This is a genomic window from Polyangium fumosum, assembly GCF_005144585.1.
Taxonomy (GTDB): Bacteria; Myxococcota_A; Polyangia; order Polyangiales; family Polyangiaceae; genus Polyangium; species Polyangium fumosum.
Window position 1 is genome coordinate 149,719 of sequence record NZ_SSMQ01000021.1, and the last position, 21,574, is coordinate 171,292.

Annotated in this window: 12 protein-coding genes; 9 read left to right on the forward strand and 3 right to left on the reverse strand. The window is 67.9% G+C overall.

Translation table 11 applies throughout. From position 1 onward, the window contains the following. Nucleotides 1-466: 466 nt before the first annotated feature. Together E8A74_RS21310 and E8A74_RS52490 are read right to left on the reverse strand one after the other, a co-directional pair. On the reverse strand, nucleotides 467-1,279 hold the full coding sequence (locus E8A74_RS21310) for an ABC transporter permease (RefSeq protein WP_136930881.1): 813 nt from the start codon (nucleotides 1,277-1,279) through the stop codon (nucleotides 467-469). Then, nucleotides 1,276-1,935: an ABC transporter ATP-binding protein gene (locus E8A74_RS52490; protein ID WP_170229264.1), complete on the reverse strand. Its 660-nt coding sequence runs from the start codon at nucleotides 1,933-1,935 to the stop codon at nucleotides 1,276-1,278. The genes E8A74_RS21310 and E8A74_RS52490 overlap by 4 nt, the downstream gene beginning before the upstream one ends. A 473-nt stretch (nucleotides 1,936-2,408) precedes the next feature. On the opposite strand from E8A74_RS52490, the gene E8A74_RS21320 reads away from it, so the two are divergent. After that, on the forward strand, nucleotides 2,409-7,838 hold the full coding sequence (locus E8A74_RS21320) for an AAA family ATPase (RefSeq protein ID WP_136930883.1): 5,430 nt from the start codon (nucleotides 2,409-2,411) through the stop codon (nucleotides 7,836-7,838). Beyond that, nucleotides 7,838-8,215, forward strand: coding sequence for a response regulator (locus tag E8A74_RS21325; protein ID WP_136930902.1), 378 nt, complete (start codon nucleotides 7,838-7,840; stop codon nucleotides 8,213-8,215). Before E8A74_RS21320 ends, E8A74_RS21325 begins: the two co-directional genes overlap by 1 nt. A gap of 21 nt (nucleotides 8,216-8,236) precedes the next feature. Here E8A74_RS21325 and E8A74_RS21330 read toward each other — a convergent pair whose 3' ends face one another. After that, the gene (locus E8A74_RS21330; RefSeq protein ID WP_136930884.1) at nucleotides 8,237-8,959 is read right to left on the reverse strand and encodes a class I SAM-dependent methyltransferase; all 723 of its coding nucleotides are present in this window, start codon (nucleotides 8,957-8,959) and stop codon (nucleotides 8,237-8,239) included. 259 nt (nucleotides 8,960-9,218) lie between these two features. Here E8A74_RS21330 and E8A74_RS21335 point away from each other — a divergent pair, with 259 nt between their 5' ends. The 7 genes from E8A74_RS21335 to E8A74_RS21365 all read left to right on the forward strand — a co-directional run bounded on the left by E8A74_RS21335 (nucleotide 9,219) and on the right by E8A74_RS21365 (nucleotide 21,514). Beyond that, the gene (locus E8A74_RS21335; RefSeq protein ID WP_136930885.1) at nucleotides 9,219-13,085 is read left to right on the forward strand and encodes a serine/threonine-protein kinase; all 3,867 of its coding nucleotides are present in this window, start codon (nucleotides 9,219-9,221) and stop codon (nucleotides 13,083-13,085) included. Nucleotides 13,086-13,320: 235 nt separating this feature from the next. Continuing rightward, on the forward strand, nucleotides 13,321-13,635 hold the full coding sequence (locus E8A74_RS21340; protein WP_170229265.1) for a hypothetical protein: 315 nt from the start codon (nucleotides 13,321-13,323) through the stop codon (nucleotides 13,633-13,635). A 356-nt stretch (nucleotides 13,636-13,991) separates the two neighbouring features. After that, a complete protein-coding gene (locus tag E8A74_RS21345; protein ID WP_136930887.1) occupies nucleotides 13,992-14,420 on the forward strand; it encodes a SpoIIAA family protein in 429 nt (142 codons plus the stop codon). A 19-nt stretch (nucleotides 14,421-14,439) separates the two neighbouring features. Further along, nucleotides 14,440-15,543 (forward strand): terpene synthase family protein, encoded by a 1,104-nt coding sequence (locus E8A74_RS21350; RefSeq protein ID WP_136930888.1) that lies wholly within the window; start codon nucleotides 14,440-14,442, stop codon nucleotides 15,541-15,543. Nucleotides 15,544-15,578: 35 nt separating this feature from the next. Beyond that, nucleotides 15,579-17,378, forward strand: a complete 1,800-nt coding sequence (locus tag E8A74_RS21355; protein WP_136930889.1) for an acyl-CoA dehydrogenase — start codon at nucleotides 15,579-15,581, stop codon at nucleotides 17,376-17,378. Between the two features lie 198 nt (nucleotides 17,379-17,576). Next, a complete protein-coding gene (traA, locus tag E8A74_RS21360) occupies nucleotides 17,577-19,568 on the forward strand; it encodes an outer membrane exchange protein TraA family protein (RefSeq protein WP_136930890.1) in 1,992 nt (663 codons plus the stop codon). Next, a complete protein-coding gene (locus tag E8A74_RS21365) occupies nucleotides 19,565-21,514 on the forward strand; it encodes an OmpA family protein (protein ID WP_136930891.1) in 1,950 nt (649 codons plus the stop codon). The genes traA and E8A74_RS21365 overlap by 4 nt, the downstream gene beginning before the upstream one ends. Nucleotides 21,515-21,574 lie beyond the last annotated feature (60 nt).

The window sequence follows — 21,574 nt, forward strand, 5'->3', positions numbered from 1 at the left end:
GCGATGAGCCTATGGTCTCCTGCATCGTGCCCATCTCTCGACGCCACGAGCCCGCCGCTCCTTCCATCGCCCCCGTTCCTCCAAGACACGGCCTCGTACCTCCGGAGGCTCGACCTCGTGTCTCCGGAGGCTCGACGTCGTCTCTTCGGACACATGCCCCCATCCCTCGCACACACGTCCCCGTCGCCTTTTGGCTCGGCCCCCAGGCTTGAAGACACGGCCTCATCGATGAACTGCGTATCGCGCAGCTCATCGAACCGACGCCAGCGAACCTCCCCATACTCTTGCCACCGGCCCCCTGGAAGGCCGCGCGCCTGTCTCGGTTGACAACGTCGCTGCCGGTCTTGACCGGGCCTGTTCGATGAACTGCGCATCGCGCAGTTCATCGACCCCGGGTCCAGCCCCTGGCTGGTCCGGGTCCAGGGGTGGACAACCCCTGGTCGGGGCCCGGGGTGAAACCCCGGCGCTACGCCCGCATGTCGCTCGCCGGCGCGCGCTTGGGCAGGCGAAGCTGGGCGTGCGGCGTGAAGAGCAGGCGCCTTCCGAATTCCCCTGCGAGCACCCCGGAGACCGCAGCCACGGCGACGAGCTGATACAGGATCACGATCTGGTAACGCACGGCCTGCTCGGGCGCCGTGCCGCTCACGATTTGACCCGTCATCATCCCCGGCAGCGCGACGAGCCCGACCGTGAGCAGGCTGTTGATGGTGGGGATCATCGCGGCGCGCACCGAGGCCCGCACGTGCCGGGCGAGCGCCTGCTCGGGCGTCGCCCCGAGCGCGAGGAGCTGCTCGATCTCGCCTGCATGTGCATGCGCAGCGGCGAAGATGCGCTCGAAGACCTGTGCCACGACGTTCATGGCGCTGGCGATCATCATCCCGCTGATGGGCACGAGATATCTCGCCTCGTACATCGGGTGCAGAGGCACGACGAAGATGAAGACCGGGGCCAGCGCCACCACGGAGCCGAGCACGATGGCCAAAAGCGCATAAGGAAACAGCGTGCGCGCCGAGGGCCCGTGCTCGACGCGCCGCGCGCTGGTCGCTGCGGCCACGCCGAGCATCCCCGAGATGGCCAGCGCCACCCATTCCGGCCGCTCATGCTTGAAGAGCAGGAGCAGCACGTGACCGATGGCGAGAAGTTGCACGGCCCCGCGCAGCGCGCCCCAAGCGAGGTCACGCTCGAGGTCGAGCCGCTTCCAGCGCGAGGCGAGGATCGCCAGCGCGACGAGCCCGAGCGTCACTACGAGCCGCGGCAGCGGGATCTCGAGGTAGCTCACGGCCCCTCCGCGACGGCCACGAGCTTCCCCGCCTGGAAGACGTAACGCCTCCCAGAGAGCGCCTCTGCGTGCGCCGCGATGTGCGTGACCATCACCACGCCGCGCCCTGCGGTCGCCATGCTGCGGACGAGCTCGATCACCTGCAGGGCCGTCTCTGGATCGAGCGCGGCCGTGGGCTCGTCGAGGAGCAGCACCTTCGGTTCGTTGGCGAGCGCGCGGGCCAGCGCGACGCGCTGGCGTTCTCCGCCCGAGAGCTCGTTTGCCCCGCGCGTGAGGAATGCTTCGTCGAGCCCCACGGCCCGCAAGAGCTCGATTTGCCGCTCGGGCGCGAGGGTCTCGCCGCGTAGCGCCGGCCCGGCAGCCACGTTGTCCGCGACGGTGCCAGGCAGCATCGGCGGCGCCTGGGGCAGATAGGCGATGCGGGTCCGAAAGCGGGTCGGAGGCAACGCGATCGCATCCACCCCGTCGAGCAGCACATGCCCGCTGTCGATCGGAATCAGCGTCGCCATCGCCCGAAGAAACGTGCTCTTCCCGCTGCCGGAGGGGCCCGCAATCGCGACCTTCTCGCCGTACGAGACCACGAGGCTGGCGCCGTCGACGAGGGTGCGTCCTTCGCGGATCACGCGGATGTCGCGGGCTTCGAGGGCAGAGGGCATGGGGCGTCCCGTCTGCTCGTCTAGCTTCGGGGATGGGCACGCGCCAGACGTGCGTCCTTGCGATGCGCCGGGCAGCCTCGGCCTCCCGGCGCGAAGCTCGCCCGTCTGGCGCGCCGTCGAATTCGAGGAAGCCGCGCGCGGAAGAAATCTTTGCCATCTCCGGACGACGACCGGCGACGGGGGAACGAGGCGCCTTACGAAAATGGGGCGCGTGGATGCGGTGCAATCGCTCGATTTTCCTATCCGCGGGCCCACGTTGACAGCGCGGAGGGACGTTTGTAGGCATGCGATATGGGGGAACTTCGGAGATACGACATTGCGGCCGATCTGCCCCGACCGTCGTACCTGCGGATCAGCACGCTCGCGCCGTGTCTTGTTCCGCTTCCCTGTCGACGCGTCGTTCCTGCTCGGAGGGTTGCATCCGCGAGGGCGCTGGCGCCTGCTCGGCATCGGGCCATGCAGAGGGCCTCCCCATGACGCACCTTTCGACCGAACCAGGAATGGTTCCGATCCAAGGGTATCGCGTCATCGCGAAGACCGGCGAGAGCGCAGGATCCGTCACGTACCGGGCCTACCGCGAGGCCGACGGCGTCGAGGTGGCGGTGAAGGTGCTGCATATCGACTCCGCACGGATGGCTGCCGACATCACGCGGTTCAAGCACGCCTACGGCATCATCAAGCGCATCGATTCGGAGAGGATCGTCAAGGTCCACGATGTCGAGGAGCACGAGGAGGGGCTCATGCTCATCACCGAGTCTTTCCCGGGCACCGCGCTGTCCGCGAAGCTCCCCGGCAAGCTCGACCTCCGCGCGTTCCTGGACGCCGCCGTCTCGATGGCCGAAGCCCTGGTCGACATCCACCGGTGTGGTGTCATCCACGGCGACGTGCGGCCTCCGAACATCCTGCTCGGCGCGGGAGGTCAGGTAAAACTCACGGGATTCGGCGTCGATTCCATCGTGACGCGTGAAAAAGAAGCGATCTACAGCCCCCGCGTCCTCTCGGAGGTGCTCCCCTACACATCCCCCGAGCAGACCGGCCGCATGAATCGCAGCGTCGACGACCGCACCGACATGTATTCGCTCGGGGTCGTCTTCTACGAGATGCTCGCCGGGCGAAAGCCATTCGAGGCGGCGGATCCGCTCGAACTGATGCACGCTCACATGGCCGTGAAGCCGGCTCCCCCCTCGGACATCCATTCCGAGGTGCCCGACGCGCTCTCGGCCATCACGATGAAGCTCCTCAGCAAGAACGCGGAAGACCGCTATCATGGCGCCGATGGGCTGAAGGCCGATCTGGAAGCGTGTCGATCACAATGGGAGCGCACCGGCAGGATCGGCCCCTTCCGCCCCGGCCAGTACGACAGGCGAGATCTCTTTCAGATCCACCAGAAGCTCTACGGCCGCGAAGGGGACATCCGAAAGCTCATCACGTCGTTCGACGACGTGCTCCAGGGCAAGCGCGCGATCGTCCTCGTTTCGGGCTATTCGGGCATCGGCAAATCGTCTCTCGTCCAGGAGATCCTGAAGCCGCTGGCGCGCGAGAAGGGCTACTACATCAGCGGGAAATACGACCAGCACAACCGCGACACGCCCTACAGCGCCATCGTCCAGGCGTTCGACGCGCTCATCAAGCAGCTCCTCTCTGAAAGCGAGGAGAGAATCACGACGTGGCGAGACGCCATCCGGAGCGCCCTCGGGAGCAACGGTCAGGTGCTCTGCGACGTCCTCCCTTTCCTGAAGCACATCATCGGCGAGCAGCCGCCCATCCCTGCGCTCGGACCGATCGAGGCACAGAATCGATTCAATTTCTACTTCCAAACATTCGTCTCGGTGTTTGCCAGCCACGCCCACCCGCTGGCCATGTTCCTCGACGACCTGCAATGGGTGGATTCGGCCAGCCTCAGCCTGATCACGGCCCTCCTCGCGAACGAGGACATGAAATCACTCTTCTTTTGTGGTGCGTATCGCGACAACGAAGTGAGCCCGACACATCCCTTCCTCGTCGCGCTGAAGGCGCTTCAAAAGGGCGGACTCGGCGTGGTGAACATCGTCCTCGAGCCCCTCCGGCGGGTCCACCTGATCGCGCTCATCAACGACAGCCTCCAGGTCACCGACGGAGCTCCGCTCGCGAGCGCGGTTCTGAAAAAGACCAGGGGCAACCCGTTCTTCGTCAAGCAGTTCATGAGGCACCTTTACGAGACGAAGGTGCTCGTCTTCGATCCCAAGGCGGGTTGGGGCTGGGACCTGCCGCAAATCGCGCGGCTCGGGTGCACCGACAACGTCCTCAGCCTCATGGTGGAGACCCTCCGGCGCCTGTCGCAGGCGACGCAGGAGGTGCTGCGGCTGGCCTCGGCGATCGGCAACATGTTCGCGCTGGACGTGCTGAACACCGTCAGCGAGCGCCCTCCCGAGGAGACGTACGGGAGCCTCGACAAAGCCCTCGGGGAAGGGTTGATCGTGAGCGCCGACCAGCAGTACCGCTTCGCGCACGACAAGATCCAGGAGGCTGCGTACTCGCTGATTCCCGAGGGAGACCGACCGGCGTTCCACGACCGGATCGCAAAGCTCCTGCTCGGCAAGCTGGACCTCGCCGAGGGGCGCAACCTGTTCGACATCGTCAATCACTTGAACAGCGCGGGCGACCTGATCCGGGCCCCGCACGAGCGCATGCAATCGGCCAGGCTCAACCTCGAGGCTGCGGGGCGAGCCGAGGAGTCGGCGGCCTTCACCGCGGCGTTGAAGTACCTGGAGCATGGCATGGCCATGTTGCCCGAGGACGCGTGGACCTCCGCGTACGAGCTGACGTTCGTCTATCACACGAAAAAAGGATTGATGGAGTCGCTCTGCGGGCGGCACGACGACGCGCTCGCGACCCTCGCGGGCTGCATCGATCATGCGAGGGGACGCCTCCACAAGACCGAAGTGCGGCGCCTGAAAATGAACGTGCAGATCCTCGAAAACGATCTGCCTGCTGCCCTGGAAGAGGGGCTCGCGGCCCTGCGGGCCTTCGACATCCATTTGCCGCCCTACCCCGATGACGACATGCTCACCGCCGAGTTCGAACGGACGATCGCCATGATCGGGGACCGCCCGATTGCATCGCTCGTCGACCTGCCCGCGCTGAACGATCCCGAGATCGCCGTCCTGCAGGATGTCCTGCAAGAGATGTTTTCGCCTACCTATCAGCTCGGGACGAACAATTTCGAGATCACGGTGATGCGGATGCTACAGAATTCGATCGAGCATGGTGTCTCGAAGAATTCGATCTACGCGTACGTGAATTTCGGGACGGTCCTGTGCGCCAGGCACGAGATCGAGAAGGGATATGCGTTCGGGCGGGCGGCGGTCCGCCTCAACGAGATCCATCCGGACAAGAAGTCCGAATCCATGCTGTGCAACATGTGGGGAGCGTGGGTCCAGCACTGGAAGGACACCTACGAGGAATCGAAGGCTTCCTTGCGCAAGGGCATCCACGCCGGCATCGAGACCGGGCAATACATCTGGGCCTTTTACAACACGTGCAACGCGACCGTGAACAGCCTGCTTCGCGGGGCACACCTGCGCGACATCCTCGAGGAGGCGAAGCAGTATCTGCCGCTGTGCAAGCTCGACAAATTCAATGCGATCACGTGGATGGTCGGGGCCGTCGCGCAGGTCGCCGAAAAGCTCTGCGCGACTTCCGAGGGCGAACGGACGCACGCGGCGTGGGCGGACATCGACGCCGTCGCCGAGGAGGCCCGCAGGATCAACAACCAGGCGTCCCTTTACTTCTTGAACATCTTCGGGGTCCTCGCCGGCGTCTTTCAGGGCGCGTACGAGGAGGTGGCGCAGCGATGGGGCTCGACCGACCCGGAGAGCCTGGGAATGCTCGCGGCATGGCACGCGAGCCCCTGCTATTCTTTTTATGGCGCGCTTTCGTTCTCGCGGGCCGCCGACGCTGCCGCCCCAGCGCTCAGGGAAACGTACCTCGCGAGGCTCAGGGAAGGCGCGCACAAGGTGGAGTCCTGGGCGCAGCTCGGCCCGGCGAGCTTCCGCCACCGCAGCCTGATCCTGCAGGCAGAGCTCGCCCGGGTGGAGGGGCGCGAATGCGCGGGCACCCTGTACGATCGCGGGATCGCCGCCGCGCGGGAGGGGCGATTCCTGCATGACGCGGCGCTGGCCAGCGAGCTCTGCGCCCGCCATTACATCGATCTCGGCAGGGAGTTTTTGGCGTGCGCCTACATGACCGAGGCGCATCGCCTCTACGCTCGGTGGGGCGCCTTTCGGGTCACGAAGCGCCTGGAGAGAGACTTCCCGCACCTCCTCCCGCGCGAGGCGACGCGCCGGCAGCAGGATCGGGGCGCGCCCGGGCCTCCCGCCTTGTTCGACGCCTCGCGCGCGGAGCTCGAGTTCGCCACCGTGCTCAAAGCCTCGCAGGCCGTCTCCGGGGAGCTCGTCCTCGACCGGCTCATCGAGACGCTGCTGTCGATAGCGGTCGAGCACGCGGGCGCCGAGCGGGGCCTCTTGATCCGCCCCCATGGCGCCGAATGCGACATCGAGGCCGAGGTCGTCACCGTGCGCGACCGGGTCGAGGTCACCCTGCGCGAGGCGCCCATCACCCCGGCCGATCTTCCCACGGCCATTCTGCACTACGTGATTCGCACGCGGGAGACCGTGATTCTCGACGACGCGGCCGCGCCCAACCTGTTCTCGGAGGACGCCTACGTGCGCGAGCGGCGCCCCCGCTCCGTGCTTTGCCTCGCCCTCGTGAAGCAAGGCACGCTGGTGGGCATGCTTTATCTGGAGAACAACCTGACCCCGCGTGTCTTCACCGCCGACCGGATCGCGATGCTGGAGCTTTTGGCCTCCCAGGCCGCCATTTCTCTGGAGAATGCGCGCCTCTATACCCAGCTCCAGCAAGAAAACAGCGAGCGAAAGCGGGCAGAGCTTTTGCTGCGGGAAAGGGAAGCGCGGATCCGACGCCTGGTGAACGCCAACATCATCGGGATCAATTTTTGGGACCTGGATGGCAGGATCACGGACGCGAACGATGCATTCCTGCGCTTCATCGGCTATAGCCGGGAGGATCTGGTCTCGGGAAACCTCGACTGGATGAAGATCACGCCTCCGGAGCATCACGCCGTCGACGAGCGGGCGCGGGCGCAAGTGCGTTTGACGGGCCAGTTCGGTCCTTTCGAGAAAGAATTTTTCCGGAAGGACGGCAACCGCATCCCGGTGCTGCTCGGCGTTGCACGATTCGAGGGGTCGGAGAGCGAGGGGGTGGCGTTCGTCCTCGACTTGACCGAGCGCAAGCAGGCGGAGGAGCTCCAGAAGCTCTTGCTGAACGAGCTGAACCATCGGGTGAAGAACACGCTGGTGATCGTACAGGCAATCGCCGCGCAGACGCTGCGCATGGCGGATTCGCCCAAGGCCTTCACGGAAGCCTTCATGGCCCGGCTGCTGGCCCTGTCCCAGACGCACAACCTCTTGAACCAGACCTCCTGGCAGAGCGCCAGCCTCCGCGATATCGTATGCGCCGAGCTGGCGCCGCACGCCAATGGCGACGCCGGCCGCTTCAGCCTGGCCGGTCAGGATGTGCGCCTCCGTCCGGAGGCAGCGGTGACGCTCGGCATGGTCTTCCACGAATTATCGACCAACGCGGCCAAGTACGGAGCGTTATCGCTGCCGTCCGGTCACGTCCAGGTCACGTGGAACGTGAACACCTGCGCGGCCGAACGGCGGCTCCACCTGGAATGGCAGGAGATGCACGGGCCGCCGGTGCGGGTGCCGCGCCGCAAGGGATTCGGCTCGCGCCTGATCGAACGTGACCTCGGGCGCCAGCTCGAAAGCGAAGTGCACCTCGAATTCCTGCCCGAGGGCGTGCGTTGCGTGATGGACCTGCCCTTGGAGCGCGTGGCCGCATGATGACCGTGGATCCCAAGAATGCGGGCGTGCTGCAGGGACTCCGTGTCCTCATCGTCGAGGATGAAGCCTTGATTGCCTCGTTCCTCGAAGACGCGCTGACCGACCTCGGCTGCGAGGTGATCGGCCCGGCCTCGAACATGAAGGACGCGCTTCGGTTGGCCCGCGAGGCGGTGATCGATGGGGCGGGACTGGACATCAACATCGCCGGCGAGAAGGTCTATGCCGTGGCCGACATCCTCGCCGAGCGGGGTCTCCCGTTCGTCTTCATGACGGGATATGGGAAAGCAGGGCTGCGCGAGTCCGATCGCGGCCGGCCCGTGCTGCAGAAGCCCTACAATCTCGATCGGCTGGTGGAGATCATGACGCAGTGGCGATAGCCGCGGGGCGCGCGGCGTCGTTCACGCACCGATCGAGGATGGCTCGTAGCGCGTCACCCAGACGCGGAACTGAAGCTCGCCGAAGATGAAACGGGGCGCCGTGAAGCCTGCCTGGGCCAGGAGCGCGAAGACCTCGGCATCCGAGGCCGGGATCCGCAGCGATGCCATTGCCTTCCGTCGGTGCTCCACCACCTCGGGCGGCTTGCCATTCAATACGATCCGCTGCTCCTCGACGGCCCTGAGCAGCGGCTCATCTCCAACCCGACAACCGATCACGAAGTGCGCCCCCGGCGCGAGCCGCCCGGCGATCTCCCGCAGGAGCGCGATACGCGCATCGTCATCCGGAAGATGATGCAGGACGCCGATCATCTGCGCGCCGTCGAACAAGGGCCCGCGCGGGAGATCACGGAGCTCGCAGGCATGCAGGCTCGTCCGTTCGAGCAGGCCTGCCGCCTCGAGCTTCTCCCTGGCAATGGCGAGCATCTCCGGCGAGGGATCGACGCCCGTGAATTGAAAGGCGGATCCTGCGTAGCGCGCGAACGGCTTCACCTCGCTCCCGGTCCCGATGCCGACCATCAAAAGCGACGCGGCCTTCTGGTCCGCGAGCGCCGCGACGAGCACCTCCGCGGCGACCTGGTGCATGGCCTCGTAGCCCACGATCGAGAGGCGCACCTGGCTGTCGTACTGCAATGCACGCTCGCGCTCGAAGATCACCGCATGTTTTCCGTGCTCGTCCGTTTTCATCACGCGCTCTCCTTGGACCGACGGTCATCGGACCGCCGGCAAGCAAGACGTAGCCCTCTCCGCCAAAGCACGACAGGGCGGGGCTTTTGATCCAATCGGCGGATCTTTCGAAGCCGGCCCACACGCACGATCCTCGCGCCCTGTCAAGGCAAACTCCATTTCGGACGCGGCGCGCGCGGGTCCTCGGTCACCTTCACACGCGCGCAACGCGCCTCTGCTTGGCTCCCGGAGGCTCCCGGGTCAGAATCCTGGTTCGCGCATGCGCCCTGGGGACATCATCGGTGAGCGCTTCCGTGTCGAGCGCCTGGCCGGCGTGGGCGGCATGGGGGAAGTGTATCGCGCCGAGGATCTCCAGACCGGACACGTCGTCGCCGTGAAGCTCCTCCGCGCGTCGGAGCTCTCGAACAGCGAACGGCTCGCGCAAGAAGCCCGCGTGCTCGAGGCGCTCGGCCACCCGCACATCGTGCGCTACGTCGATCACGGCGTCGCCCCCACGGGCGCCCCCTGGCTCGCCATGGAGTGGCTCGAAGGCGAGAGCCTCGCCGCGCGCCTCGGCCGACAAGGCCTGCGCCTCGAAGAGTGCATCACGCTCGCCGTGCGCGTCGCCGACGCCCTCGCCACAGCCCACGCGCGCGGCGTCGTCCACCGCGACATCAAACCCAGCAACCTCTTCCTCGAACGCGGCGAGATCGAGCGCGTAAAAGTGCTCGACTTCGGCGTCGCGCGGGATCGAGGTCGCGGTCGCTTGACCCTCACCGGCACGATCGTGGGCACGCCGGGCTACATGGCGCCCGAGCAAGCGCGCGCCGACAAGGCCGGCGTCGACGCGCGCGCGGATGTCTTTTCCCTCGGCGCCGTGCTCTTCGAGTGCCTCACCGGGCAGCCCGCCTTCGACGGCGAGCACGCGTTCGCGATCCTCGCGAGCCTCTTGCTCGCCGAGGCCCCGCGCGTGCGCGACCTGCGCCCCGACGTGCCTCAGGCCCTCGACGATCTCGTGTCCAGCATGCTCTCGAAGGACGTGGCGAGCCGGCCCTCCGACGCAGGCGCCGCCCTGCGCGCGCTCGTCGCGCTCGGCCCCGTCGAGGGCAACGCCACGCCCGTGCAAACAGCCTCCGCAGAGGTCATCACCGACAGCGAACGGCAACTGCTCAGCATCGTCGCCGCGCTGCCGCCCTCGCTCCCCGACGGCAAGGAGGCGCCGTCGCGGTTCTTGCCGCGGGATCGGATCGCGGCCATCGAGCAGGAGATCGCGAAGCTCGGCGCCCGCGTGGAGGAGATCGACGGCGGCGCGCTGCTCCTCGGCCTCGTCGGTCGCGGCAACCCCACCGATCAGGCCGCACGCGCAGCCCGCGCCGCGCTCCGCCTGCGCGCCCTCGCCCCCGAGGCCCGCATCGTGCTCGTCACGGGGCGCGAGGAGACCTCGCACGGGCTCGCGCTCGGCTCGATCTCGAAGCGCGCCGCCGCCCTGCTGGATCTCGGCGAAGAGGCGGGCGCCGTGCGGATCGACGCCTCGACACAAGCCCTGCTCGACGTGCGCTTCGACGTGAGCGCAGGCGCCGACGGGATCTTCCTGCGCGGCGAGCGCGAGGTCGGTTCGGGCACGCGCACGCTGCTCGGCAAGCCGAGCCCGTACCTCGGCCGCGAGCGTGAGCTCCGCAGCGTGCGCGACTTCCTCGAAGAAGGCCTCGACGAAGGCAAGCCGCGCGTCGCCGTCGTGCTCGGCCTGCCCGGCATGGGCAAGTCACGCCTGCGGCACGAGCTCGTCGAGCAGCTCCGCCGCGGCGCCGTGGAGCCCGCAATCGCCATCGGCCGCGGCGATCCGATCGGCGCGGGATCGGCCTTCTCCATCCTCGGCTCCGCCATCCGCACGATGGCCCAGATCGGCATCGGCGAGCCCGTCGCCTCGCGCAGGCTCAAGCTCGAAGCGCTCGTCGCGACCTACGTCGAAGGCGACGATCGCGCCCGCGTCACGGCGTTCCTCGGCGAGATGGTCGGCGCGCCCGCGGGCGACGAGCGCCCCGACCTCCGCGCCGCGCGCCAGAACGCCACGCTCATGGCCGATCGCATCCGCGAGGCGTGGATCGACTTCGTCGAGGCGCTCTCGGTCGTGCGCCCGCTCGTGGTCGTCCTCGAGGATCTGCACTGGGGCGACCGCGCATCGATCAAGCTCGTCGACGCGGCCCTCGCGGTGCAGGGCGAGCGCCGCTTCGCCGTGCTCGCGCTCGCCCGGCCGGAGCTGCACGATCTCTTCCCGAAGATCTGGGCCGATCGGGAGCTGCTCGAAGTGCGCCTCGGCGAGCTCGGGCGCCGCGCGGCCGAGCGGCTCGTCCAGCATTTCTTGGGTGAAGTCATGTGCGAGGAGGAGATCCAGCGCCTCGTCGATCGCGCCGCGGGCAACGCCTTCTACCTCGAAGAGCTCATCCGCGCCGTGGCCGAGGGCCGCGGCCGTGATCTGCCCGAGACTGTGCTCGGCATGGTCGAGGCGCGCCTCCTCTCGCTCGAACCCGAGGCGCGGCGCGTCCTGCGCGCGGCGAGCGTCTTCGGCCAGTCGTTCTGGTGGGGCGGCGTCGCCGCGCTCATCGGCGACGCGTCCTTGCCGAACGGTCGCGTCGGTCTGCTCGATCGCCTCTGCGAGCGCGAGCTCATCGTGCGCCGCCGCGAGACCCGCTTCCTCGGCGAGGAGGAGTATGCCTTCCGCCATGCGCTCGTACGCGAGGGTTCGTACGCGATGCTCACCGAGCGTGATCGCCGACGCGGACATGCGCTCGCGGCCGAGTGGCTGCTCGCGTCGGGCGAGACGGACCCGACGATCCTGGCCGATCACTTCGAAAGCTCGGGCGACATGGAGCGCTCGGCCGAGTTCTTCGCGGCCGCGGCCGAACTCGCGCTCTCGGCCGGTGATTTCTCCGCGGCCGTGAGCTTCACGGATCGGGGCCTCGTGGCGAACCCACGCGCGGACATCGTGGCCCAGCTCCGCGCGATCCGCGCCGACGCGTGGAACTGGACGAGCTCCTCCGCGAAGGCCTACGAGGCGGCCATGGAGGCGCTCGAGAGCGCGCGCTCGGGCAGCAAGGAGTACGGCCGCGCGCTCGGCGCCGCCCTGGGCAGCGCCTTGCTCCTGCGCAAGAAAGACGCCCTCGACGCCCTCATGGGCGAGCTCTACCGCATCGAGCCCGCCGAAGACGCCATCCCCGCGCTCTCGTTCGCCTACAGCTCTGCGATCATCTCGCAGCTCGTCATGGGTGAACGCGCCATGGCCGAGCGTTTCCTGCGCCGCATGGAGCAGGTCGTCGGCCCTCTCCTCGCCCGTGATCCGTCCGTCGCCGGCCGCTTCGGCTACGCCCGCGGCTACTGGCATAGGTACGCCGAGCAGGATCCGTACACGGCGCTCGGCATCGAGCGCGAGGCCATCGCGAACTTCATGGTCTCGGGCGATCGACGGTTCCTGCCGCTGCTCCGCGCCCATGTGGGCCTCGACCTCGTGCTGCTCGGCGCGTACGACGAGGCCGAACGCGAGTTCGAGCTCGCCCTCGCGATCGCGTCGGCCGACAGCGTCTCCGCGCTCCTCGCCGGCTGCTTCCGCGCCGGGCTCCTCGTCGAGCGCGGCGCGCTGGACGAGGCCATCACGCTCGGCACCACCGTCGCGGACGAGGCCGCCACGCATAGCGAGGGAGTGATCAGCGTGAGCGTGCAGTACTTCATCCTCGAAGCGCATCTGCGTCGTGGCGACCTCGACGCGGCTCGGCGCCTCCTCACGGCCGTCGCGCCGCTCGTCGAGCTCCTCCCGCTCGGGCGGATATGGGCGCTCGCGGGCCACGCAGCGCTCGAGCTCGCCGAGGGCCGTCCCGCGAGCGCCGTCGAGCTCACCGAGAGCGCGCTCGCACAGACGGCCGAGATCGGCATGCGGCACACGAGCGCCCACGCGCGCATCGTCCTCACGCGCGCCGAAGCCCTTTGGGCCGTCGACAAGCACGGCGAGGCCCGCGCCACGATCGAAGACGCCCGCGCGGATCTCCTCGCCCGCGCTGCGCGCATCGCGGATCCGGCCTACGCCCGGACCTTCCTCGAGGCGGTCCCGCTGCACATGCGGATCCTCGACCTCTGGAAGGCGTGGAGCGGCGTCTAGAACCGGCCCTCGCATTGCCTCTGCGCCCGCGCCCGGTACGCTCCATCGTATGCGCCGAAACTTCGCTCCCCTTATCCTTGCTTGTTTCTTCGTCTCCTTCACCACCTCGTCCGCACACGCGGACGAACCCCCGGGCTGGGTGCCCCGCGACGAACCTGAAGCCCTCCCGCCACCTCCTCCCGCGCCGCCGCCCCCGCGCCCGGGACCCACGACCTACACGATCGAACAGCGGGAGTTGTCCGAGACCCCGACGAAAATGGCGAGCCCGACGGCGTTCTACGTCGGCACGATCCTCGCCGGCGCGGGGCTGCTCGGCGTCGTCACGGGGCTCGTGATCCGGGCGGATCTCCCGCAAACCGAATGCACCGACTGTCCCGCGGCGGAGAAGCGCTCGGCGTCGCTCGGCCTGATCCTCGGCGGCGGCCTCGGCATGTTGATTGGCATCCCCATCGCCGTGGTCGGTGGGCGAACGATCTCGGAGCAACCGTCGTGGGCGCGCCCGCAGGTATTCGTCTCTCCGCGCGGCGGCGCGCTTCAGTGGACGTTCTGAACGTCGCGTCACCCTCCGATTGACGAATTCGTCCCCGTCCGCCGAGCCTTGGAATGCGGCGCGCACCCGGGACGTCGCGCCTCCCAAAACGAGCCCGAATTGCTCGAAATGGCCCGCCTCTCCGGGACGTCGCCGCTGGATGCGGTGTGCATGCCGTACCCACGCCGCACGACGGAATCCTGCTCGCATGCAATGCATGCACGGCTGCAATCTGGCTCGCGCGAATTTCCCGACCGTCTGTGGATTCCCTGGTGTCTTGATCGACCAAGCTGCCCGGGCATGACGCGTGCACCCCTGGGGGTGGGCGACCTAGGCGCTTGGCCTTGTTGTGGAAAGGCTCTCACGTGCTTCTAGCCATGCAGGAACAAGGAATTCGATACGACTTTGGTTCGAGCCGGATGTGCTTCGAGCCGCCGAACACCTGCTTCGTGACGTATGTCGGCGACCTCGACGCCGACATCGTCGCGCGGATGAACGCGGCGCTCGAAGAGACCATGCGGCGGCACGAGCCCGTCGACTTGCTCGTGGATCTGTCTCGTACGGGACAGGTGACGGAGCTCGTCCGGCGCCACGCCGTGGGCGGCATGCTGGCCCTGAACCCGCGCGCCACCGCCGTGTTCGGCGCCGATTTTCACCTCCGCGTGGTCGTGTCGATGATCACGAAGGCGATTCGATTGCTCCACGTGGATCTGCGCGGGCAGATCAAGTTCTTCGACCGCGAAGCGGACGCGCGCGCCTGGCTCGCCGAGGTCAAACGGAAAGAGAGATTGCAGCGCAGCGCTTGAGCGCTTTGGGGGGGCGATCATGCTTGCAGCCAAGGAACGGCCCGACGAGACCATCACGGTTTGTCCTGCCAGGGAAATCACGGCGCCTCACGCGCCGGACCTCGCGCTCGGGATCCCGCGCCACTGGTGGCCCGATCCGCTCGTGAACGTGCACGCGGCGCGGATCGAAGAAGAGACGCTCGCGTGGTTCCGCGAGCTCGGCTTCGGCGAGCGCTCGATCTGGATCGTCCGCACCTTCGCGCCGGCCGACTATGCGGGCATGCCCTTCCCGCTCGCGGCCCCGCGCGAGCTCTTGCTCCTCGCCAAATACCTCTCGCTCTGGCTGCTTTGGGACGACGTCGACGTCGAGGGCCGCGAGCGCACCTTCCCCTTCTGCGGCCCGGCCGTCCTCGAGCCCAGCGCCTCCGGCGTCACCACCCTCTTCGGCGCCACGTGGTCGGCCCTGCTCCGCGAGCTCGCCACGACCATGAGCCCCGCCTGGATGGCGACCCTCTGCGAGGCCATGGACACCTGGAGCACGGCCGCGCTCAAGGAAGCGCGCACCTCGAAGCAGCGCCGCGCGGGGCTCGCCCACATCTCGTACGAAGAGGCGCTCCGCTCGCGCATCGACACCATCGGAATGGCCGCGACGGGCTACCTCCTCGAATACGCGCGGGGCATCGAGCTCCCGCCGGACTTCCACGCCCACGAGACCGCGCTCGCCTTGAAGACCCTCTCCGGCAAGATCGTCGGCTTCGGCAACGACATCTGGAGCCTCGGCAAGGACTGGGCCTCGGGCTACGTCAACGTCATCCTCGCGCTCCGCGAGGAGCAAGGGCTCACCATGCTCGAGGCCGTGCGGCGCATCATCCGCGACCACGACGAGGCCATCGCCGAGTTCGACCGCCTCGCCCGCGCGCTCCCGAGCTTCGGCGCGGCGTGGGACACGCACATCGCGACCTGGGTGCAGGACCTCCGGCACGCGTCCCTCGGCTTCACGCTTTGGGAGTCGCGCGCCCCGCGGTACGCGGCGTTCAAGATGCTCGTGAATGGCACTCCGATCGATCCTTCCTTCATCGTGCCCACGTCGCTCGCCCCGCGCGCCGCCGCCGCGACGGCGTCCGCGTATGCTCCCCACGCTTGACACCGCCTCGCGGCTGGCATCACGTGCGCCGCGCGATGTCGTCCACGAACCCCCTGGTCAGCGATCGATTCGTCGACTTCCTCCTCTACGAGGTGCTCGACCTCGCAGGCTTGCTCGCCCTGCCCGATTTCGCCGAGCACACGCCCGAGACCGTGGGGATCTACCTCGGCACGGCGCGCAGGCTCGCGCGCGAGCTGCTCTTCCCGGCGTACAAGCCGATGGACGAGGCCCCGCCGCGCCTCGAAAACGGCCGCGTGCGGGTCCACCGCGCCATGCACGACATCTATCCGCGCCTCGTCGAGCTCGGCGTCCTCTCGGCCACGCGCCCGCCCGACGCGTACGGCCAGATGCTCCCGCTCACGGTCGCCTCCCTCGCCGCGAGTTATCTCATGGCGGCGAACCTCTCGGCGTACGGGTATCTCGGCCTCACCACGGGCGCTGCTCGCTTGCTCGAATCCTTCGGCTCGGACGAGCTCAAAGAGCGCTTCATGGGCCGGCTTTATCGCGGCGAGTGGACCGGCACCATGGCCCTCACCGAGCCCCAGGCCGGCAGCAGCTTGAGCGACGTCGAGACCCGCGCCACGCCCGCGGAGGGCGGCCATTACCTCATCAAAGGCTCGAAGATCTTCATCTCGGGTGGTGATCACGACCTCACCGAGAACATCGTCCACTTGACGCTGGCCCGCATCGACGGCGCGCCGCCCGGCATCAAGGGTGTCAGCCTCTTTGCGATCCCCAAACTCCGCTCCGAGCGGGGCGGCCTCGTCCCGAACGACGTCGAGGTCGCCGGCGTGATCCACAAGATCGGCTGGCGCGGCCTGCCGAGCCTCGCCCTCAATTTCGGCGAGGCGGGCGATTGCCACGGATATCTCGTCGGCGAGCCTCACCGGGGCATTTCGTACATGTTCCAGATGATGAACGAGGCGCGCCTCATGATTGGCATGAATGGCGCTTCCACCGCCTCGGTCGCGTTCCACGAGTCGCTCGAATACGCGAAGACCCGGCCCCAGGGCCGCTCGCTCGGCGACAAGGATCCGCGCACGCCGCAGGTCCCCATCCTCGAGCACGCCGACGTCCGCCGCATGCTCCTTCGCCAGAAGGCCATCGCGTGGGGCAGCATCGCGCTCCTCGGCCTCACGGCGCGCCTCTCGGATCTCGCCGAGCATGCCACGGAAGAGACCTCCCGCGCGCGCGCCGCCATGCTGCTCGACCTGCTCACGCCCATCGCCAAGAGCTTCCCGGCCGAGCGTGGCTTCGAGTCGAACGCGCTCGCCGTGCAGGTCCTCGGCGGCTACGGCTACACGAGCGAATACCTCCCCGAGGCCTGGCTACGCGATCAGAAGCTCAACAGCATCCACGAGGGAACGACGGGCATCCAGTCGCTCGACCTGCTCGGCCGCAAGGTCATCGCGGCCGGCGGCGCCGCGTTCGGCGCGCTGCTCGAAGAGATCGCGGCCACCTGCGACGGCGCGCGCGACGCGGGCGTCCACCCCGATCTCGTCCAGCGCGTCGAGGGCGCGGCGATGGCCATGCGGCAGGTCACGCTCCACCTCGGCGCGCTCGGCGCGCAGGGAGACGTCCGAGGCATGCTCCTGCACAGCGCCGATTACCTCGACCTCGCCTCCACCATGGTGATCGGCTGGACGTGGCTGCGCCTCGCGGCCACGGCGCAAAAAAACCAGCAGGATCGCCCGCAGGATCACGATTTTTACAACGGCATCGCCTCGGCCGCCCAGTATTGGATTCGCACCGAGCTGCCGCGCGTCGGCTACCTCGCCCAGCTCTGCCGCTCCGGCGAAGATTCATACGAACGCGTACGACCGGAGTGGCTCTGACGCGCACGGATCCGACGACGACGGTCGACGATCCCCTGTCCTCCGCGGCCGTCCTCGGGCTGCGCCGTAAGCCTGCGATCTTGTACGGATCACGCGGTCCGTGGTAGGGTCCGCGGCAGTGCCGCGGAGTGCGGCGCGAAGGCCGACGGTGACATGGAACTCAGACGAATCCTCCTTGCTTCAGTCGCCCTCCTCGCGATGGCTCCTCGGGTCGCGAGCGCTGCGCCGGTCACGATCCCGGAGGGCGTTTCGGACCCGCTCGACGGCCTCGGCACGGGCCTCTGCGCGGCCTCGGCGATCGCGGCGAGCGTCAACGAGTTCGGCGGCTTCCTCAACTACACGGGCGACGTCAATGCGTTCATCGAGGCGCACGCCGTCGATCGCACGGAGCACGTCATCCGCACGCTGCTCGACCTGTCCAACAACAACGCCGCGAACCAGGCGCTGAGCTACGGCGACTTCATCGACGCCGCGCTCGATCAGGGCTGCAAGACGGGCGGCTGCGATTTCTTCGTGAATGACACGTCGACGAGGTTCGGCAGCCGCATGCGTGGCTACCTCAACGTCACGGCCGACCTCGTGAACAAGCCCATTCACTTCGGGTTTTACGTGGACGACGCCGTCAGCCTCACCATCTACGACAAGAACAAGGGCGTCTACAACGTCGTCACGCGCCCTCCCGTACTCGGCGCGACCACCTACCGCTTGACGAACCAGGTCACCTTCCAGAAGGCCGGCCTCTACCCGATCGAGATCCTCTACGTCGAGCTCATCGAGCACGCCGCGCTCGAGATGTCCTACTTCGTCGGGGACTTCGTGGACTTCGAGCGAGAAGCGAACGTGCCGCCGATCACGAAGCTCAATGACTTGGGGTTCACGGTCTTCCCCGAGACGATGTTTTTCCAGACGCTGAGCGGCAGCCCCTCGTACCCCGACCTCGGCGTCTGCAAGCAGTGCAGGCGCGAGTTCGCCGACCAGGGAGGCAACAACGGCTGCGACCCGGGGCAATACTGCAACTCGGCCGCGCTTTGCGCCCCCTGCGACACCAAAGATCTCTGCGGCCCGAGCTGCTCGCCCTGCGGCGTCGACACGCCGTTCTGCGTGAACATCAACGGCACCCTCCAGTGCGGCGCATGCAAGACGGACGAGGACTGCAAGGAGGGGTTCATCTGCAACCCCGACACGAAGACCTGCGACGAGTGCAATGAGAGTTCCGACTGCCCCAAGGGCGCGGCGTGCATCGAGAACAAGTGTGAGCCTTGCGCGACGAGCGCCGAGTGCGCCGGCGCCTCCTGCAACTGCTGTCCCGACGGCGCGAACGGCCAGCAGATGAAGTGCGCCCCGCTCGAGCCGAACGGCAACCCGAGCTGCGTCGAGTGCACGACCGACGCCGAGTGCGGCGGCGGCATCTGCAACCTCTCCGTCGGCCGCTGCCAGGGCACGCTCCCCGAGAACAACACGCCGACCTGCTGCGGCGACGGCTGCGTCAACTGCACCGCGCTCGAGGTCATCGTCGTCAACGGCACGGCCCAGCCGCGCTATCCGTTCTGCCTGCCCGGCCCCGTCGGCACCGCGTGCGCCGAGTGCCGCCACGACATGGATTGCGGCGAGGGCGCCTTCTGCCTCAGCGGCACCTGCACCCCCTGCACCCGCGACAAACGCTGCGGATTGCGCTGCGATAGCTGCGGCGGCGACACGCCCTTCTGCTCCGGCCAGAACGCCGCCGCCGCTGCGTGCGTGCGTTGTGTCGACGACGCGCAATGCGGCGCGGGCTCGACCTGCGACACGGCGACCCACACCTGCACGGTCAGCACGGGCTGCATGCTCACCTGCTCCTCCGAGACGCCTTATTGCAACGGCACGGCCTGCGTCGCTTGTTACGCCGACTCGCACTGCCCCTGCGGCGGCACCTGCAACCTCTCCTCGAACACCTGCACGCCCTCGTGCAAGACCAATGTCGACTGCCTCGGCAGCGACCACTGCCGCTGGAACGAGACGGAGACCGCGAAGGAGTGCGCGCTCGGCCCGATGCCCGACGGCGTCGATTGCGGTGGCACCCTCGCCACGATATGCTCAGCACGGCCCGGTCGACATGGAGGTGGCGCGCCCGGAGCCGCATTGCTCGTCCTCTCCGTCCTTGGCCTGCTTGGCCGCCGCCGCCTCCGTTCAACCCTCCGAGGTGAGTCGTGAAGCGATCGATCTCGTTCTTGCTCTCGCTCGCGACGCTCGCCGTGGCGCCTGTGGTCGCGGAAGCCGCCGAAGAAGGCCGCTTCGACGCGCAGACCTTCCGGCCCTCCGCGGCCCCGCGTGATCTCGTGATGATCCAGAAATCCGAGGTCGTCAGCCATCTCTCGCCGACGTTCGGCATCTACACGGACATCGGCCTCGATCCCCTCGCGGTCGCGGCGATCACGACGGGGCAACAGATCCGCGCCGTCGGCGCGCGCCTTCAGGTCACGGCCCTCGCGGGCATCGGCTTCTACGACATCTTCGACATCACGATGGCGATGCCGTTGGTCGCCTGGCAGATGTCCGACAACCTGAGGCCGCTCGGCACCGAGGGCGAGATCTCGCCGAGCGCGCTCGGCGATCTTCGTTTCAACACAAAGATTGCGATCCCCTACCTGAACCGGAAAGCCCAAATCAAAGAGGGCTTCGGCATGGCGGTCACGGGCAACTTGAACTTGCCCACGGGGGATCAGAACGCGTTCGCCAGCGACGGCGCCGTCTCTGGCGGCCTCGGGCTCGTCGCGGATTATCGCTTCAACTTCGGCCTGCTCGTCACGGCAAACGGCGGCGTCTGGTTCCGGCCCGACCGACAGTTTGCCGGGACGAAGGTCGGCGACATGGCGAACTTCGGCATCGGCGCGGAGATGTACGTCGTGCAGCGCTGGGGTTGGTCCGTGCTCGGCGGCGTGTACGGCAGCGTCTCGATGGTGAAGTTCCCGGACAGCCCCTCGCAGGTCCCGGCCGAGGCGCTCATGGCGATGCGCTGGCAGTGGGCGAGCGGCTTCTCGCTCACGGTCGGCGGCACGTTCGGCGCGAACTGCGGGTTCGGCGCGCCCGTCTTCCGCGCGTTCGCGGGGCTCACGTGGCAACCTTCGAAGTCGCGTGAGCAGCAGGAGATCGATCGCCTGAAGCAGGTCGACAGCGAGGATCCCGATCACGACGGCCTCATCGGCGACGCGGATCATTGCCCCGAGCTGCCGGGCGTCCCGCAGAACATGGGCTGCCCCGACTCCGACTCCGACAAGGACGGCGTCCCCGATCGCGACGACAAGTGCCCGATGCTCGCGGGCGGCCGCGGCGGTTGTCCCGGCGCGTTCGTGAAGGGGGACGAGATCAAGATCCTCGATCAGGTCCACTTCGCGACGGACAAGGACATCATCCTCGACGATTCGAAGAAGGTGATCGAAGCGGTCATCACGGTCCTCCGGGACAACCCCGAGATCCGCGCCGTCGAGATCGAGGGCCACACCGACGTGCGCGCGGGCGACGTGTACAACCACAACCTCTCGCAGCGCCGCGTGGAGAGCGTCCGGGCGTACATGATCCAGAGGGGGATCGATCCCTCGCGCCTCACCGCGAAGGGGTACGGTCATTCCAAACCCATCTACGACGACTCGATGTGCCTCGGGAAGGATGAAGAGCTCTCAGAAGACTGCAAGTTCATGACGCAGACGAACCGCCGCGTCGTCTTCCGCATCAAGGGCCAGGGCAGCGCGCCCGGCACAGCCGTGGGCGGCGGCGGCACGGTCCTCTCGCCGGGCGACAAGACGCTCGACGGCGAGGGCGTGATCAACGGCAACGGCGTGCTGAACGGCGGCAGCACCTTGCCGAGCGGCGGCATCCTTCCCAAGGGGAACGGCGTGCTCGACACGAAGGATCCGACCCTTCCTGGCAGCACTCTCCCGCGCTCCGGGGAGCAACTGCAGCCCGAGGCGCCGAAGGAGGAAGGCGCGGACAAACCGGCCGACGGCAAGGACAAACCCGGCAAGCCCGGCGCCGCTCCTGCACCCGCAGCGCCGAAGCCTGGTGCCGCTCCTGCGCCCGCAGCGCCGAAGCCCGGCGCCGTGCCTGCGAAGCCGCCTGCGCCCGCGAAGCCCGCCACGCCGAACCCCACGGCGCCGCGCTGATCCCCGAGGCCTCGCTCCGACGAACGGAGCGAGGCCCCGCGCCCCCTCCCCCGCCCGTCC

Coding starts and splice junctions, on each gene's coding strand:
- E8A74_RS52490 (WP_170229264.1), bottom strand. CDS start 1,935: ATGCCCTCTGCCCTCGAAGCCCGCGACATCCGCGTGATCCGCGAAGGA.
- E8A74_RS21320 (WP_136930883.1), top strand. CDS start 2,409: ATGACGCACCTTTCGACCGAACCAGGAATGGTTCCGATCCAAGGGTAT.
- E8A74_RS21325 (WP_136930902.1), top strand. CDS start 7,838: ATGACCGTGGATCCCAAGAATGCGGGCGTGCTGCAGGGACTCCGTGTC.
- E8A74_RS21330 (WP_136930884.1), bottom strand. CDS start 8,959: ATGAAAACGGACGAGCACGGAAAACATGCGGTGATCTTCGAGCGCGAG.
- E8A74_RS21335 (WP_136930885.1), top strand. CDS start 9,219: ATGCGCCCTGGGGACATCATCGGTGAGCGCTTCCGTGTCGAGCGCCTG.
- E8A74_RS21345 (WP_136930887.1), top strand. CDS start 13,992: ATGCAGGAACAAGGAATTCGATACGACTTTGGTTCGAGCCGGATGTGC.
- E8A74_RS21350 (WP_136930888.1), top strand. CDS start 14,440: ATGCTTGCAGCCAAGGAACGGCCCGACGAGACCATCACGGTTTGTCCT.
- E8A74_RS21355 (WP_136930889.1), top strand. CDS start 15,579: ATGTCGTCCACGAACCCCCTGGTCAGCGATCGATTCGTCGACTTCCTC.
- traA (WP_136930890.1), top strand. CDS start 17,577: ATGGCTCCTCGGGTCGCGAGCGCTGCGCCGGTCACGATCCCGGAGGGC.